The sequence below is a fragment of the Bacillus sp. T3 genome (assembly GCF_033449965.1).
In the GTDB taxonomy this organism is placed as follows: domain Bacteria; phylum Bacillota; class Bacilli; order Bacillales; family Cytobacillaceae; genus Bacillus_BU.
In genome coordinates this window covers 1202057-1218367 of sequence record NZ_CP137761.1, presented here as the reverse complement: position 1 = coordinate 1218367, position 16311 = coordinate 1202057, and the positions used below count along the sequence as shown (strand labels likewise).

At 39.3% G+C, this 16311-nt stretch carries 11 protein-coding genes, 1 pseudogene and 1 other annotated feature; all 12 genes and pseudogenes read right to left on the bottom strand.

Annotated elements, in window-relative coordinates; translation table 11 throughout:
* Positions 1 to 13: 13 nt before the first annotated feature.
* The 12 genes and pseudogenes from lonB to ilvB all read right to left on the bottom strand — a co-directional run bounded on the left by lonB (position 14) and on the right by ilvB (position 15379).
* Complete coding sequence (gene lonB / locus RGF10_RS06200) at positions 14 to 1687, bottom strand: ATP-dependent protease LonB (protein ID WP_318508155.1); 1674 nt, start codon at positions 1685 to 1687, stop codon at positions 14 to 16.
* Positions 1688 to 2458: 771 nt separating this feature from the next.
* Positions 2459 to 3725 (bottom strand): annotated as a pseudogene (gene clpX, locus RGF10_RS06195) (ATP-dependent protease ATP-binding subunit ClpX).
* Between the two features lie 439 nt (positions 3726 to 4164).
* Positions 4165 to 5454: a trigger factor gene (gene tig, locus RGF10_RS06190; RefSeq protein WP_318508153.1), complete on the bottom strand. Its 1290-nt coding sequence runs from the start codon at positions 5452 to 5454 to the stop codon at positions 4165 to 4167.
* Positions 5455 to 5624: 170 nt separating this feature from the next.
* Positions 5625 to 6161, bottom strand: coding sequence for a hypothetical protein (locus RGF10_RS06185; protein WP_318508151.1), 537 nt, complete (start codon positions 6159 to 6161; stop codon positions 5625 to 5627).
* Between the two features lie 13 nt (positions 6162 to 6174).
* Entirely contained in the window at positions 6175 to 6651 is a 477-nt protein-coding gene (locus tag RGF10_RS06180) for a tetratricopeptide repeat protein (protein WP_318508149.1), read from the bottom strand.
* Between the two features lie 331 nt (positions 6652 to 6982).
* Complete coding sequence (gene leuD / locus RGF10_RS06175) at positions 6983 to 7567, bottom strand: 3-isopropylmalate dehydratase small subunit (protein ID WP_318508147.1); 585 nt, start codon at positions 7565 to 7567, stop codon at positions 6983 to 6985.
* Between the two features lie 62 nt (positions 7568 to 7629).
* Entirely contained in the window at positions 7630 to 9045 is a 1416-nt protein-coding gene (leuC, locus tag RGF10_RS06170; RefSeq protein WP_318508145.1) for a 3-isopropylmalate dehydratase large subunit, read from the bottom strand.
* A gap of 113 nt (positions 9046 to 9158) precedes the next feature.
* Positions 9159 to 10271: a 3-isopropylmalate dehydrogenase gene (leuB, locus tag RGF10_RS06165; protein WP_318508143.1), complete on the bottom strand. Its 1113-nt coding sequence runs from the start codon at positions 10269 to 10271 to the stop codon at positions 9159 to 9161.
* 282 nt (positions 10272 to 10553) lie between these two features.
* A complete protein-coding gene (locus RGF10_RS06160; RefSeq protein WP_318508142.1) occupies positions 10554 to 12101 on the bottom strand; it encodes a 2-isopropylmalate synthase in 1548 nt (515 codons plus the stop codon).
* Complete coding sequence (gene ilvC, locus RGF10_RS06155) at positions 12068 to 13108, bottom strand: ketol-acid reductoisomerase (protein WP_318508140.1); 1041 nt, start codon at positions 13106 to 13108, stop codon at positions 12068 to 12070. The genes RGF10_RS06160 and ilvC overlap by 34 nt, the downstream gene beginning before the upstream one ends.
* A gap of 37 nt (positions 13109 to 13145) precedes the next feature.
* A complete protein-coding gene (gene ilvN, locus RGF10_RS06150) occupies positions 13146 to 13664 on the bottom strand; it encodes an acetolactate synthase small subunit (RefSeq protein WP_318508138.1) in 519 nt (172 codons plus the stop codon).
* A complete protein-coding gene (gene ilvB / locus RGF10_RS06145) occupies positions 13661 to 15379 on the bottom strand; it encodes an acetolactate synthase large subunit (protein WP_318508136.1) in 1719 nt (572 codons plus the stop codon). The genes ilvN and ilvB overlap by 4 nt, the downstream gene beginning before the upstream one ends.
* 82 nt (positions 15380 to 15461) lie before the next feature.
* Positions 15462 to 15720, bottom strand: a binding site (T-box leader).
* Positions 15721 to 16311 lie beyond the last annotated feature (591 nt).

Genomic DNA, 16311 nt, shown 5'->3' with positions numbered 1-16311 from the left:
AGGCAAAAATTTCCTATACGCTTTCTTTTTTCGATAAATCGATTGCTGCGGTGATAATTTGGTCACGAGTGCTCTGACTTTCCTTAACGAATGTGTGATCAAATACTTCGTGTAAATGGGAAACCGGAATAATCTCGATTCCTTTTATTTCATGGAGGAGTGACTGCATATTTTCCTGCGGGATAATCACAGCCTTTGCTCCTGCCTTTTTCGCTGCTTTTACCTTTGGATACACTCCACCAATCGGCTTCACATTTCCATGAATGCTTATTTCACCTGTCATGGCCACCGTATGATCAATGGGGATTTTATAAATCGCCGAATAGATTCCGGTTGCCATCGCAATTCCGGCTGACGGTCCATCAACTGGAACTCCACCAGGGAAATTAACATGAATATCGTATTCATCGGCTGGAACACCAATCGACCGAAGAACGGTAATCACGTTTTCGATTGAACCTTTTGCCATACTTTTACGACGAATTGACTTACTTTGATTGCCAATGCTTTCCTCTTCGACGATACCGGTAATATTAATTGAACCCTTGTCCCTTGCCGGCATGACCGTAACCTCAATTTCTAATAAAGAGCCAGAATTCGGTCCATGAACGGCTAATCCATTTACTAATCCAATTACAGGACTTGGATTGATTTTCTTCTCTATTCTTGGGGTTAGCTGACTAGATTGGATGATCCATTCTAAGTCTTCATCTTTTATAAAATTTCGTTCCTCTTGGATGGCAATGCCAGCAGCAATTTGGATCATATTGACTGCCTCACGACCATTCCTTGCATATGTAGATAAAATATCAAGACCTTTTTCACTTACTAGTAGACTCACTTTATCGGCTGCTTTTTTCGCTACCGTTGAAATTTCTTCTTGTGTTAGCTCACGGAAAAACACTTCCATACAACGTGAGCGAATCGCAGGGGGGATTTCATTTGGTGTTCTCGTTGTTGCACCAATTAATCTGAAATCAGCTGGTAGTCCATTTTTAAAAATATCATGGATATGGCTTGGAATTTGCGGATTTTCTTCATGATAATAGGCACTTTCTAAATACACCTTTCGATCCTCTAACACCTTTAACAGTTTATTCATCTGGATAGGATGTAGCTCTCCGATTTCATCGATGAAGAGTACTCCTCCATGCGCATTGGTTACAGCCCCTTGCTTTGGCTGCGGTATTCCTGCCTGTCCCATCGCACCTGCTCCTTGATAAATCGGATCGTGGACGGAGCCAATTAGTGGATCGGCAATCCCTCTCTCATCAAATCGTGCAGTCGTAGCATCTAATTCAATAAATACTGCCGATTTATTAAAAGGCGATTTTTCATTCTTTTTGGCTTCCTCAAGTACTAATCTCGCTGCTGCAGTCTTCCCGATTCCTGGAGGACCATAAATAATTACATGCTGCGGGTTTGGGCCGCAAAGAGCAGCCTTTAAGGATTTGATCCCATCTTCTTGTCCGACGATATCATCAAAACTAGTTGGGCGAACCTTCTCAGATAGTGGTTCAGTTAAGGAGATTGACCGCATCTTGCGGAGTTGCTCCATTTCCTTGCGTGACTCTCTGTCGATGGATACTTTTTGGCTCCGCTGATTCTTTAATAAGTTCCAAAAATAAATACCGATAACTACTCCGAAAAAAAGCTGTATAAATAAGGCAATCCCCGTCCAATTCATCGTCGTATTCCCTCCTGGAGTTAATAGTAGCTTATAATAATAGCTAGTATTTCCGAGCATAGAAAGGAATAAACAAGAATTTTTTTGAAAAAAATGGCTCCCGTTTGTGATTGGAATAGTAACCAGAAGTGTTGTGACTGTTAGTGACTCTTGGCTGCTTAACGTTACCTCTCAATCTCTTATTGCGACTACAAGGGCACGATAACTTGGCTATCGTTACCTTCCTCCCCCTTTTTTCAGCTTCATGGGCACGATAACTCGGCTATCGTTACCTTCCTCTCTCTTTTTTCGGCTTCACGGGCACGATAAATCGGCTATCGTTACCTTTCTCTCTCTTTTTTCGGCTTCATGGGCACGATAAATCGGCTATCGTTACCTTCCTCCCTCTTTTTTCAGCTTCATGGGCACGATAACCCGGCTATCGTTACCTTCCTCCCTCTTTTTTCGGCTTCACGGGCACGATAACTTGGCTATCGTTACCTTCCTCCCTCTTTTTCCGGCTTCACGGGCACGATAAATCGGCTATCGTTACCTTCCTCCCTCTTTTTTCAGCTTCATGGGCACGATAACTCGGCTATCGTTCCCTTCCTCCCTCTTTTTTCGGCTTCACGGGCACGATAACTCGGCTATCGTTACCTTCCTCTCTCTTTTTTCGGCTTCACGGGCACGATAAATCGGCTATCGTTACCTTCCTCTCTCTTTTTTCGGCTTCAAAACTACATTAAAAACAAAAATCCAACCGAGCTATTAACTCGGTTGGATTTTTACATATTATGCAGATGTTTTACGTTGTTCTTCTACTACAGTCCCATCTTCAAGGACTAATTTTGGTATGCTATTTTCAATCACAGTATCACTAGTAATGATACATTTCGTGATATCATCACGTGAAGGAAGATCAAACATTACATCTAACATGATTCCTTCAATGATGGAGCGCAAGCCGCGAGCACCTGGTTTTACGTTCAATTGCTTTTTTCGCAATTTCCTTTAATGCATCTTGCTCGAACTCTAATTCAACATCATCAAGCTCCAGCATTTTTTGGAATTGCTTAACAAGCGCGTTTTTCGGCTTCGTTAAAATTTCGATTAATGCGTCTTCATCTAACTGCTCAAGACTAGCAATAACCGGAAGACGACCGATAAATTCTGGAATTAACCCAAAACGTAAAAGGTCTTCTGGAAGAACTTTTGATAACAAATCTTTTTGGGCAATTTCTACTGTTTTTGAATCAGAACCAAATCCAATTACCTTTTGGCCGAGACGGCGTTTAATAATTGGTTCGATGCCATCAAAAGCACCACCACAAATAAATAAAATATTCGTTGTATCAATTTGAATAAATTCTTGGTGTGGATGCTTTCTTCCACCTTGAGGCGGAACACTTGCAACAGTACCTTCTAAAATTTTAAGTAACGCCTGCTGAACACCTTCACCAGATACATCACGAGTAATAGAAGGATTTTCAGATTTACGGGCAATTTTATCGATTTCATCAATATAGATGATTCCTTTTTCTGCCTTTTCAACATCGTAATCTGCTGCTTGAATCAATTTAAGAAGGATATTTTCGACATCCTCACCAACATAACCTGCTTCAGTTAAGGAAGTGGCATCAGCAATCGCAAACGGTACATTTAGAATACGAGCTAATGTTTGAGCCAATAAGGTCTTCCCGCTACCTGTAGGTCCAATCATACAAATATTACTTTTTGACAATTCAACATCATCAATCTTACTATTCGAATTAATCCGTTTATAGTGGTTATACACAGCTACGGAAAGTGACTTCTTGGCCTGATCCTGTCCGATAACATATTCGTCAAGAATATCGCGAATTTCTTTCGGTTTTGGAACGTCTTTGAATTCTACTTCTTCTTCTGTTCCTAATTCCTCTTCAACAATTTCAGTACATAACTCAATACATTCATCACATATATATACACCTGGTCCAGCAACCAATTTGCGGACTTGATCCTGCGTCTTACCGCAGAATGAACACTTTAATTGTCCTTTTTCATCATTAAATTTAAACAATGACTTCACCCCTCGATAAAAACTTTTACATTTATTGTTTGGATCAAATCAATCGAACTCTGATTAGCCTATTTTTTCAATATTCCTACAGTTATGTATATTGGATTGTAACACACTTTTGAAGCAGACAGGAAATGATAACACTTGAACGAATAAAGTTTTCATTTCAGGGAGGCTAACCCGAGTTCACAATAAGAAAAAAATATGTACTAATTAAGCTTAACCATAAAACAACTTCTTAAATCGGTGTGTTAAAAATCTTCCGAAAAAAATTTTGGAAATTCCTTACCCTCTTAAACTTACAGAATTTTTAGGAAAGGATTTCCCTTAGCTCTATTATAATATATGTATGTGTGTTTTGTATAAAACAAGGCACGATAAAATCGCGCCTTGTTTTTTTAAAGTACTAACAGTATAAAATTTAGATTACTTTTTGTAATTATTCAGCTTTTGTAGTGCTGTTTTCTACTAAGAATTCAACTGTTTTTCTGATTGAAAGGTCTGCTTTGATTCCTTCTGCTCCGCCAATTGCCTTCTTGATATCTTCAACAGACATTTTGTACATTTCAGCCATTTTTTCTAATTCTGCATTAACATCTTCATCAGTAGCTTGGATGTTTTCAGCTTTAGAGATAGCTTCTAAAGTAAGGTTTCCACGAACGCGTTGTGCTGCTTCTTCTTTCATTTGTTCACGAAGAGCTGCTTCGTCTTGACCTGAGAATTGGAAGTATAACTCAAGGTTCATCCCTTGCATTTGTAAGCGTTGTTCGAATTCTTGAAGCATACGACCTACTTCTGAATCGATCATTACTTCAGGTACCTCTACTTCAGCATTTGCAGTAGCTTTTTCAACTACTGAATTTTGAATGTGGTGCTCTTCTTGATGTTTTTTATCATGAGCTAAGCGATCTTTGATTTTCGCTTTTAATGCATCAAGTGTTTCAACTTCATCATCTGCATCCTTAGCAAATTCATCATCTAACTCAGGAACACTTTTCCCTTTAATTTCATGAACCTTTGTTTTGAATACAGCTGGTTTGCCAGCAAGATCAGCAGCATGGTATTCTTCTGGGAATGTAACTTCTACATCCTTTTCTTCGCCAGTAGCAAGACCAACTAATTGATCTTCAAATCCTGGAATGAATGAAGCTGAACCAAGTTCAAGTGTGTAGTTTTCAGCAGTACCACCTTCAAATGCTACTCCATCTACATAACCAGCAAAGTCGATAACTACTGTATCGCCAAGCTCAGCAGTACCCTCTTCTTTAACGACTAATTCAGCATGACGCTCTTGAAGCTTCTTGATTTCTGCATCAACTTCTTCGTCAGTTACATTTGTATCGAATGCTTCAATTTCTAAGCCTTTGTATTCGCCAAGTTTAACTTCTGGTTTAACTTGTACTTTAGCTGTGAAGATGAAGCTTTTTCCTTTTTCGATTTGCTCTACATCAATTTCAGGACGGTCGATTGGATCAATACCTGTCTCATCGATTGCATTTGAATAAGCTTCAGGAAGAAGATAATCAATTGCTTCTTGATATAATGATTCAATGCCAAAACGCTTTTCAAACATTTGGCGAGGCATTTTCCCTTTACGGAAGCCTGGTACGTTAACTTGTTTAACAACTTTTTTGAATGCAGCGTCTAAACCTTCGTTTACTTTTTCTGCATCTACTTCAACTGTAAGAACCACTTGGTTCCCTTCTAATTTTTCGAACTTTGCTGACATACTATTTTTTCCCTCCAACAATCTATTCTCATTTTCATTCTTAACGAAATGGTATGAATCTTTCATGACTAGCAATCAAAATCCATAAAATAAGTATTTTTGTGTTTTTCGCACAATACAACCACTATATTATAACATAGGTTCCTTTTGTTTCAACAGCCAAGCCTTATTTAGAAAGAAGAATTTTCTTCTATCCTACCAATTAACTCAACCGCATCCCTTACTGCGCTATCATTTGCGCCGTATAATTCTAAAACTTGGTCCATCTCTTTTTCCAATCCAAAATAAGCCGACGCAATAAAATAGAAAGCAGCAGACCAATCCGTTGCGCTTCCCGTTTCCGTTCGAAAGGGGTAAAGAAGAAAGAAATATCGTTCCATTAATTGTTTAATACTGTCCAAAAGAATCGGATCCTCATTTTCTAGCTCAGCTTCTACAATTCGAACACACGCTTGATAATCAGGGTGTGAATCAACTTCAAATAATTGATTAGGTGTTATTGCAACTTGTCTAGAAAACTTTTTTACTAAAACTTTTTTGTCGTAGTCCTGCTCTTTTAAAACCGTTAACAAAATCGTTTTAAAAAAAGGATCGCCTGCATCTGATTCAAGATAGTCTGCAAGCTCATCGATGTAGGCACGCACATTGGAGCTCGCTAATTGACCAGCAAGCTGGACTTGTTCTCCAGGGTCGATGATGGAGAACAAATCAAACTTTAGCTCAGTCTTTTGACGGTGATCGATAGTATCCAGGTTCCGGTTGTTCCTGAACGGAATTAGCCACCTTACGACTAAATTGAAGCATGTTCATAAAATGCTCTATCTTTTCAGGCGGTACCTCTTTTTCCTCTAATAACGCTTCGATTGTCATGACAATTTCAGCATACTCATGCTGCTGAACGAGAATCATTATGTACATATCCACTATTTTAAAATAGTCACCGATACCTGTTTGAAGTAATTTTTTTGCAAGCTTATTTGCTTCGTTATAGTTGCCTGCTTCAAAATAGGCAAGAACTAGTCCGATGAAAACATCCTCGTTATCAGGATTTAGCTGACTGGCTTCATTTAGTAACTCGATAGCGGCAGAAAAGTTTTTTTGTTTAAGTTGATCAAGCCCCTTTTCAACCAACCTTTTATCTAAATCTGGAAAGAGGATGATATTGCCGTTTTTTTTAAACCGTTCCCTCTTTTTCATGAAGGTACTCCCTTTTTTTAGTTTGAGGTTAGTTTAGCATGAGACTTTTGAAAATACAAAAAGCTTTGAACTAATCATGCTGATTTTCCATTCATCCTAAAAAAAGATTCACAGATAGAACTGTGAATCTTTTTTATAAATTAGCTTTGTCAAATATATCTGTTGATTTCCGCTCCAAGTGCTCCCTTTCCGCGGGGAGTTCGGGAGCCTCCTCGGTGCTATCGCACCTGTGGGGTCTCCCGTGACACCTGCTCCCGCAGGAGTCTCGCACCTTCCGCTTCAATCACTGATTGCTCAAAAATCAACAACGTTCTTTAACACAGCCTATAAATTAAGAATGTGCTGCTTCGTATTTGGCAATTGTTTCGTCAAGTTGCAGCGTAATTTCGATTTCATCCCATCCATTTAAGAGCATATGCTTCCAATAAGGGTGGATTTCAAATGATGCACTGAAACCTGCTTCATCCTTCACCACTTGCCCTTCTAGGTCAATGGTTAGGTTGTATGGCTGCTGCTTTGCTGCCTCTAGAAGGTATTTAATTTCTTCTGGAGTCAATTTAATTGGCAGCATCCCATTTTTCAAACAGTTTTGGTGAAAAATATCGGCAAAAGAGGTTGAAATAACAACCTGGAATCCATAATCTAATAACGCCCATGGTGCGTGCTCACGAGAAGATCCACAACCGAAATTCTCATTTGTAATTAAAATGGATGCACCTTGATTTTCCGGAAAATTCAATTCAAATTCTGGATTTGGTTCCCCATCTGCTTTGAAACGCCAATCGAAAAAGAGAAATTGTCCAAAACCTGTTTTTTCTATTCTTTTAAGAAATTGTTTAGGAATAATTTGGTCAGTATCCACGTTCACTCGGTCAAGAGCAACGGCTTTTCCTTTTAACTCTTTAAATCCGCTCACATTAGCGCCTCCTCTCAATTCGTTCAATCTATCTAATAAAAATCAAAGGTTCGACTAGAAGATTAATTAGCTACTTCTGAAGCATGAAGCTTTCTTACATCAGCAAAATGGCCATAAATAGCTGCTGTAGCTGCCATTGCCGGGCTTACTAAATGGGTACGTGCACCAGAACCTTGTCTTCCTTCAAAGTTACGATTTGAAGTTGAGGCACAATGTTCACCAGCCGGAACAACATCGGCATTCATGCTTAAGCACATACTGCAACCCGCATGTCTCCATTCAAAACCTGCATCTGTAAACACTTTATCTATGCCTTCTGCTTCAGCAGCTGCTTTGACCTGCTGTGATCCAGGAACAACAAGTGCTCGCACATTTGGATGTACCGTTTTTCCTTTAATCACTTCTGCTGCTGCACGTAGGTCTTCAATTCGAGAGTTCGTACAGGAGCCGATAAATACATGTTGGACGGCGATATCTTCAATTGATTGGCCTTCTTTAAGTCCCATATATTGAAGCGCACGCTCTACAGCCTTACGATCATTTTCTGTTTCACACTCTGATAACAAAGGAGTTCTTCCATCGATTGGTGCAGTCATAGAAGGATTTGTTCCCCAACTCACCATCGGAGCAATGTCATCACCATCAATTTCGATGACTAAGTCATATTCTGCATCAGCATCAGAAGCAAGCTCGCGCCATTTTTCTACTAATGCATCATATGCTTCTCCTGTTGGCACATATTTTCTCCCTTTTAAATAAGAGAACGTTGTTTCATCAGGACTAACAAGGCCTGCTCGAGCGCCACCTTCAATCGACATATTACAAATGGTCATACGCTCATCCATTGACATGCTACGGATTGCTTCACCGCAATATTCAATAACATATCCGGTACCAAAATTGATTCCGTATTTAGCAATAATATAAAGGATGACGTCTTTTGCTGTTACACCTTCTGCTAGACGACCTTTAATATCTAATTTCAATGTTTTTGGCTTTGTTTGCCAAAGAGTTTGTGTTGCTAATACATGCTCGACTTCACTTGTTCCAATACCAAATGCCAAGGCTCCGAAAGCACCGTGAGTAGATGTATGGCTATCACCACAAACAATCGTTTTTCCAGGTTGAGTTAGTCCTAACTCTGGACCAATTACATGGACGATACCTTGTTCTGGACTTTCTAAATCGGCTAATGTAATGCCGAATTCAGCGCAGTTACGCTCAAGTGTTGTAATTTGATTTAATGCAATTGTATCCTTTATATCAAAAGGATTATCAGTAGGAACGTTGTGATCCATTGTCGCAAACGTCTTATCTGGTCTTCTTACTTTCCGTTGTTTCAATCTTAATCCAGAAAATGCCTGTGGAGAGGTCACTTCATGAACAAGATGTAAGTCGATATATAATAAATCCGGTTTGCCTTCCTCTTGATGAACGATGTGGTTGGCCCAGATTTTTTCGATAATTGATTTACCCATGTACACTCTTTCCCCTTACTGTATTAGGCTTTATAATTTGTTTCTGTTGATTTCCGCTCCAGGCGCTCCAATCAACAGATTGCTCAATAGTCAACAATCGGCATTACAAAGCCTTATGAATAGCAGCTTTGGATTTTCAATAGAGCTTCTGTATCAAGAATAGAAGCTTTGATTTCATCGATCATTTCAGTGGTTGAAACCTTTTTGCTATCAGCCTGTGCAACATCAGCCGTACGGTAGCCTGAAGCAAGGACTTGATTTACTGCTGCTTCAATTGCATCTGCTTCTTCCGTTAATCCAAAGGATACACGGAGCATCATCGCTGCTGATAAAATGGCTCCAATTGGATTAGCAAGGTTTAAACCTTCAATATCAGGCGCAGTGCCGTGAATTGGCTCATATAAATATGGTCCATTTTCAGAAATACTTGCTGATGGCTGCATTCCAAGGGAACCAGTTATAACTGATGCTTCATCACTTAAAATATCACCAAACATATTTTCCGTTACAACAACGTCAAATTGTTTAGGATTTTTAATGAGCTGCATCGCGGCATTATCAACAAGCATGTGCTCAAGTGTTACTTCAGGGAATTCCTTGGCAACCTCTTCAGCTACTTCACGCCATAATCTACTAGATTCTAATACATTTGCTTTATCAACAGATGTAACCTTTTTCTTACGCGTACTCGCTAATTCAAAGGCAGTTCGAACCACTCGTTCGATTTCGCGGCGGGAGTAGTAAAGGGTATCAAGCGCACCTGGTTCGCCATTACGATTGGTCCGTTCTCTTGGCGTTCCAAAATAAATACCGCCTGTTAATTCACGCACCATTAGAATATCGATGTTCTCAATGATTTCTTTACGGAGCGGTGAAGAATCGGCTAGACTCTGGTAATAAATAGTTGGACGAAGATTTCCGAACAACTCTAATTCTTTACGAATTTTTAATAGGCCTTGCTCTGGGCGAAGCTCCACTGCGATTTTATCCCACTTTGGTCCACCGACTGCACCAAGTAATACAGCATCGCTTTGTTTACAAAGTTTAATTGTTTCATCTGGTAATGGTGTACCATCTGAATCGACTGCATTTCCACCAATTTTCCCAAAGGAAAAATGAAATTGATGATTGAAACGTTCTGCAACAGCCTGTAATACAGCGATTGCACCGTTTGTTACCTCTTTACCAATACCATCACCAGGTAAGACAGCAATACGTTTTTCCACGTAATCTCATCCCCTTTTTTAAATTTAGACTCTGTTAAATTTGTCTGTTGATTTCCGCTCCAGGTACTCCCTTTCCGCGGGGAGTTCGGGAGCCTCCTCGGCGCTTTAGCGCCTGTGGGGTCTCCCGCGACACCTACTCCCGCAGGAGTCTAGCACCTTCTGCTCCAATCAACAGATGCTCAAATAATCAAAAACGTTCTTTAACACAGCCTAAAAAATTTAAAGTAGAAGGCGCCAGCGACTTTATATTTCTTAAGTCATTTTGCGGCGCCTTTCTTTTTTTTATCGAGATCCCTCACTAAACACTTGGGACTGTTCTTCTAAATAAATGACTCTGTTAACGGCATTTAAATATGCCTTTGCAGATGCTTCAATAACATCCTGCGCAAGCCCACGGCCGCTTGATTCTTTTCCTGCATAGTTTAGGTTGACAAACACCTGGGCAAGAGCATCACGACCAGCACCTACAGATTGAATGCGATAATCAAGAAGGTGTACTTGTTCCTTCACGCACCGCTCCAACGTATTATATAGTGCTTCAACACTTCCTGCACCGCTAGCTGATTCTTCAATGATCTCATTATTACGGCCAGACAAAGTTACTGTCGCCGTATGTATTTGATCAGAAGTATTATGAATTTGCACAGATTTTAATTCGTAGAAACTTTCTTGATCTTTTGAAAGTCTTTCATCAAGAACAATCGCGACTAAATCATCATCTGTCATTTCTTTCTTGCGATCAGCTAACTCTTTGAAAATTGTAAACAAGTGAGCAATGTCTTCATCAGGAACATTTAGCCCAAGTTCTTGCAAACGGATTTTAAACGCATGTCTTCCAGAATGTTTTCCAAGCACTAATGAGTTAGATTTGACTCCCACTAATTCTGGAGAAATAATTTCATACGTCGATTTTTCTTTTAGCACACCATCTTGATGGATGCCTGACTCATGCGCAAACGCGTTGCGCCCAACCACTGCTTTATTTGCAGGGATCGGCATACCAGTCAGTTTACTGATTAATGTACTCGTACGGAAAATTTCATTTAGAACGATTCGAGATTCTGCTTTATAGAAATCTTTTCGAATGTACAGTGCCATAATCACTTCTTCAAGTGCAGCATTTCCTGCCCGTTCACCAATTCCATTAAAGGTACCCTCGACTTGAGTAGCGCCATTTTCCACAGCTGCTAAGGAATTGGCAACAGCCATTCCTAAATCATCGTGACAGTGCGTTGAAAGGCTTACCTTGTCAATCGATGGTACATGTTCTCTTAAGTATGCAAACATTTGGCCATACTCTTGAGGTGTACCATAGCCGACTGTATCAGGTAAATTAATTACTCTTGCTCCAGCTTGTATAACAGCTTCAACAATTTCAGCTAGGTATGGTAATTCAGTCCGGCTTGCATCTTCAGCAGACCATTGAATAATCGGGAACTTTTGAGCTGCGTATTTAACCGCAGCAACAGCAGTCTCTATTACCTGTTCTTTAGATTGTCTCAACTTATATTCCCGATGAATCGGGGAGGTTGCGATAAACGTATGCAACCTCGGTTCTGCTCCATCCTTTAAGGATTCCCAAGCAGCATCGATATCGTTAACGACGGAACGCGCTAAGCCAGTGACAGAACAACCTCTGATAGTTTGGGCAATTTTTTGTACGGATTGAAAATCACCCTTTGAAGCAGCGGGAAATCCAGCTTCAATAATATCTACGTTTACACGTTCAAGTTGTCTCGCTATTTCAAGCTTTTCTGTATGGTTTAAATTGACTCTGGCAGATTGCTCTCCATCTCTTAACGTTGTATCGAAGATTTTAATTTTTTGCACCTGGCAACCACTTCCTTGTTCTTTTGGTTAACGAATGGCATCATTTTTCTTAATTCTCTACCAACCACTTCAATTTGGTGTTCGTTTTCTTGTCTGTTGATTGAAGTGAATTCAGGACGACCAGCTTGGTTTTCTAAGATCCAGCCTTTAGCAAAGCGTCCTTCTTGGATATCTTTTAATACTTCTTTCATTTCAGCTTTAACAGCATCTGTTACGATACGACGGCCTGTTACGAAATCGCCCCATTGAGCTGTATCAGAGATTGAATAGCGCATGTTCGCTAATCCACCTTCGTACATTAAATCAACGATTAATTTTAATTCGTGTAAAGTTTCAAAATAAGCCAATTCTGGTTGGTAACCTGCTTCAACTAGAGTTTCGAAACCAGCTTTAACTAGTGCAGAAGTACCTCCACAAAGAACTGCTTGCTCTCCGAATAGATCTGTTTCAGTTTCTTCTCTAAATGTTGTTTCAAGCGCACCTGCTCTTAATGAACCAATTGCATGTGCATAAGCTAATGCTAATTCACGAGCTTCTCCTGTAACATCTTGGTAGATTGCAAATAATGCAGGAACTCCAGCGCCTTCAGTGTAAGTACGGCGAACTAAATGTCCTGGACCTTTAGGAGCTACTAGCAATACATCACTTTCTTTTGGTGCAACGATTTGATTAAAGTGGATGTTAAAGCCGTGAGCAAACATTAACGCTTGGTTTGTTAAATTAGGTTTAATTTCTTCATTATATACTTTTGGTTGAAGCTCATCCGGAAGAAGGATCATTACTACATCTGCTTTTGCAGTTGCGTCGCCAACCGATAATACTTCAAAACCATCTTCAACTGCCTTGTTCCAAGAACCGCCTTTTCTTAAACCGATTACTACGCTAACTCCGCTTTCTCTCATATTTTGAGCGTGAGCATGACCTTGTGAACCATATCCGATAACTGCTACAGTTTTTCCTTGTAAATATGCTGGGTTTGCATCTCCGTTATAATACATTTTTGCCATTGTAATCTTCTCCTTTTAATCTCGTATAGTTTTGTGGTTATAAAATAGAAATATTTTTTTGATTATTAGAAGGACGCTGTGTTCCACGAGGGAATGCAGTCGCACCAGTTCTCGCTAATTCTTTGATGCCATATGGTCTGATTAATTCTATGAAAGCTTCAATTTTGTCAGGTTCACCTGTAAGTTGAATGACCAAACTGTCTTTACTTACATCGATTACTGATGCACGGAATGGTTCGATTAACGAATAAATCTCTCCACGTGTGCTTGGGCTAGACACAACTTTTATTAAAGCAAGCTCTCTTGCTACAATTGACTGTTCAGAAATATCCGTTACTTTAATAACATCAATTTGCTTATTTAATTGTTTCGTAATTTGTTCAATTACACCGTCATTATCAACATTTACTACACAGGTAATTCTTGAGATATCCTCTTGCTCTGAATGACCAACCGTAATGCTCTCGATGTTATAATTACGCTTTGAAAACAAATTTGTAATACGGTTCAGAACGCCAGGTCGGTTTAAGACTGTTAGTGTGATTATTCGCTTCATTCTTTAACACCTACCATTTCATGAAGTCCCTTTCCAGGTGCAATCATCGGATAAACTTTTTCAGTCGGTGAAATTCTGAAATCTAATAGAACTGGCTCCGGACTATTGATTACCTCTGTCAAGATGCGCTCGGCTTCCTCTTCAGTTGTAATCGTATAGCCTTTAATACCATATGCTTCTGCTAACTTAACAAATTGCGGTTGTGCTGGTATTTGGCTGTATGAGTATCTTTCTTCATAAAATAACTCTTGCCATTGTTTAACCATTCCTAGTGATTGGTTATTCAAGATAATGATTTTTATTGGTAATTTTTGTTCTGAAATAACCATTAATTCTTGAGTACACATTTGGAAGCCGCCGTCTCCAGAAATGGACAATACCGTTGCATCCCGATCAGCCAGCTGCGCACCAACACTTGCAGGAAGACCAAAGCCCATTGTTCCTAAACCACCTGATGTAACCCATCGATCCGCTTTATTAAATTTGTAATATTGTGCAGCCCACATTTGATGCTGTCCAACATCCGTTACAACGATTGCATCGCCTTTTGTTTTTTCATAAAGCATTTCGATAATTCTTTGTGGTTTAAGCTCTTTGTCCCCATCATAATGATATGGGTGCTTTTCTTTCCAAGTGTTTAACGTTGCCATCCAATCTTCATGAACAGGTGGTTTGCCATTTTGTTCAATTAATTGCTTTAAGGCTGCCTTTGCATCTGCTACGATTGGAATTTCAGTCGGAACATTCTTTCCAATTTCAGCAGGGTCAATATCAATATGAGCAACCGCTGCTTTCGGAGCGAAATGCTGAAGGTTTCCAGTTAGTCGGTCATCAAACCTTGCACCGATATTAATGAGTAAATCCGCTTCGTATAAAGCCATATTGGCTGTATAGCATCCGTGCATTCCACCCATCCCTAAAAATAATGGATGATCTGCCGGGAAACCACCTAGCCCAAGTAATGTGTGAACAACTGGGATTTGCTGTTGTTCAGCATACTGTTTTAATAATTCAGAAGCTTTAGCATGCAGAATGCCCGCACCTGCTAAAATGACTGGACGCTTTGCTTGGCTAACTGCATCAACTAATTTACGAGTTTGCATGTAATTTGGTTGAAGATTTGGTTGGTAGCCTGGAAGATTAACTTCCACTTCTTCTGGAACAGTCTCAACAATCGTAGCCGCAATGTCCTTCGGTACATCGATTATGACTGGTCCTGGACGACCACTTGATGCAATATAGAAGGCTTCCTTAATGATTCTCGGAATATCCTCAATATTTCGAATTTGATAATTATACTTCGTTATCGGTGTAGTAATCCCAAGAATGTCCGCTTCTTGAAAAGCGTCTGTTCCGATTACACTAGTTGCAACCTGACCGGTAAAAACCACGAGCGGCAAGGAATCCAAAAAGGCGTCTGCTAGGCCGGTTACAATATTTGTAGCTCCTGGACCTGAGGTAGCAATTACGACACCTGGTTTGCCAGTAATACGCGCATAACCTTCGGCTGCGTGAATTCCACCTTGTTCATGTCTAGGTAAAATATGAAGGATATTTGCATCATAAAGCTTGTCGTAAATCGGAAGAACTGCACCGCCTGGATACCCAAAAATAACTTCAACATTTTCTTTTTTCAACGCTTCTAGTAACAAATCAGCACCAGTTAGCGTTTTTTTGATTGCCTTTGATTCTGTAAAGGCTGCTCCTTGCAACATCGTGAGTTGACCCCCTCTTTTCAAATCCTTTTTTTCAAAATAAAAAGCCTTCCCATCCCTCAACTCGCCTAAATATTATAGGCAAAGGGATGAAAAGGCTTTGAAAACCTGTTCCACGGTACCACCCTTGTTCACGCATGTTTCATTCGCGTGCTCTTATGAACTAATCTGTTCCTTTTTAGTAACGAGTGTGTGTAACACCCGATCACCCCTACTTGTAAATTCTTTCAGGCTGATACTCAGAGGTGAGTTCATTCTATGAAGGATTACCGGTTCTCAGCTATTCCGGCTCTCTGTACATCCCTAATCACAAAATTACTTATCCTCATCATCGTGTTCGTATATTCAATTAATAATTAGTTTACTCTAAATGTATAAATTAATGAAAATTTCAGAAAACAATATCTTTGAAATTTCATCAAATTTCGCCATTAATTTTTCTAGATTTGAAATATTTTGTTTATATATTTGAGCATAATGTTACCGTCATTTTTAACCTTAGTCAACTACATTTTTATTAATTTTTAGAACTTTTTAATATGTTCAGAATAGTGAATCCGCTTACATTGTTGATATATTCACATTCTTTCAAATTATAAAAAGTTTGATTTTTTTTAATTTTGTTTTTTTAGTTACAGTTCTAAAGTGCTATATATCACCGTTTTTGCCAATTGCTAGCAATAGGAAAAGAATTTATTTACCGTTTTTTTCAGACTTTTTGTTGGTTGGATGAAGGATGGGATCTCATTGAATTTGATTTTGAGACGGAAGCTTCTTTACTTTAATTTAATCTATAAATGTAACCAGAAAGTTTAAAGTATAGAGTATTTAATAGGGGTATTTATTATAATAGAAGAAACTCGGTACTGTATGTCAGAATTCCTAACATCATACGATAGATATATTTAATCCTTTTTACAAAAAAAACGTCA

Excerpts from the sequence above, each read along its gene's own strand:
- lonB (WP_318508155.1), bottom strand. The coding sequence starts at position 1,687 with ATGAATTGGACGGGGATTGCCTTATTTATACAGCTTTTTTTCGGAGTA.
- tig (WP_318508153.1), bottom strand. The coding sequence starts at position 5,454 with ATGTCAGCAAAGTTCGAAAAATTAGAAGGGAACCAAGTGGTTCTTACA.
- RGF10_RS06180 (WP_318508149.1), bottom strand. The coding sequence starts at position 6,651 with ATGAAAAAGAGGGAACGGTTTAAAAAAAACGGCAATATCATCCTCTTT.
- leuC (WP_318508145.1), bottom strand. The coding sequence starts at position 9,045 with ATGGGTAAATCAATTATCGAAAAAATCTGGGCCAACCACATCGTTCAT.
- ilvC (WP_318508140.1), bottom strand. The coding sequence starts at position 13,108 with ATGGCAAAAATGTATTATAACGGAGATGCAAACCCAGCATATTTACAA.
- ilvN (WP_318508138.1), bottom strand. The coding sequence starts at position 13,664 with ATGAAGCGAATAATCACACTAACAGTCTTAAACCGACCTGGCGTTCTG.
- ilvB (WP_318508136.1), bottom strand. The coding sequence starts at position 15,379 with ATGTTGCAAGGAGCAGCCTTTACAGAATCAAAGGCAATCAAAAAAACG.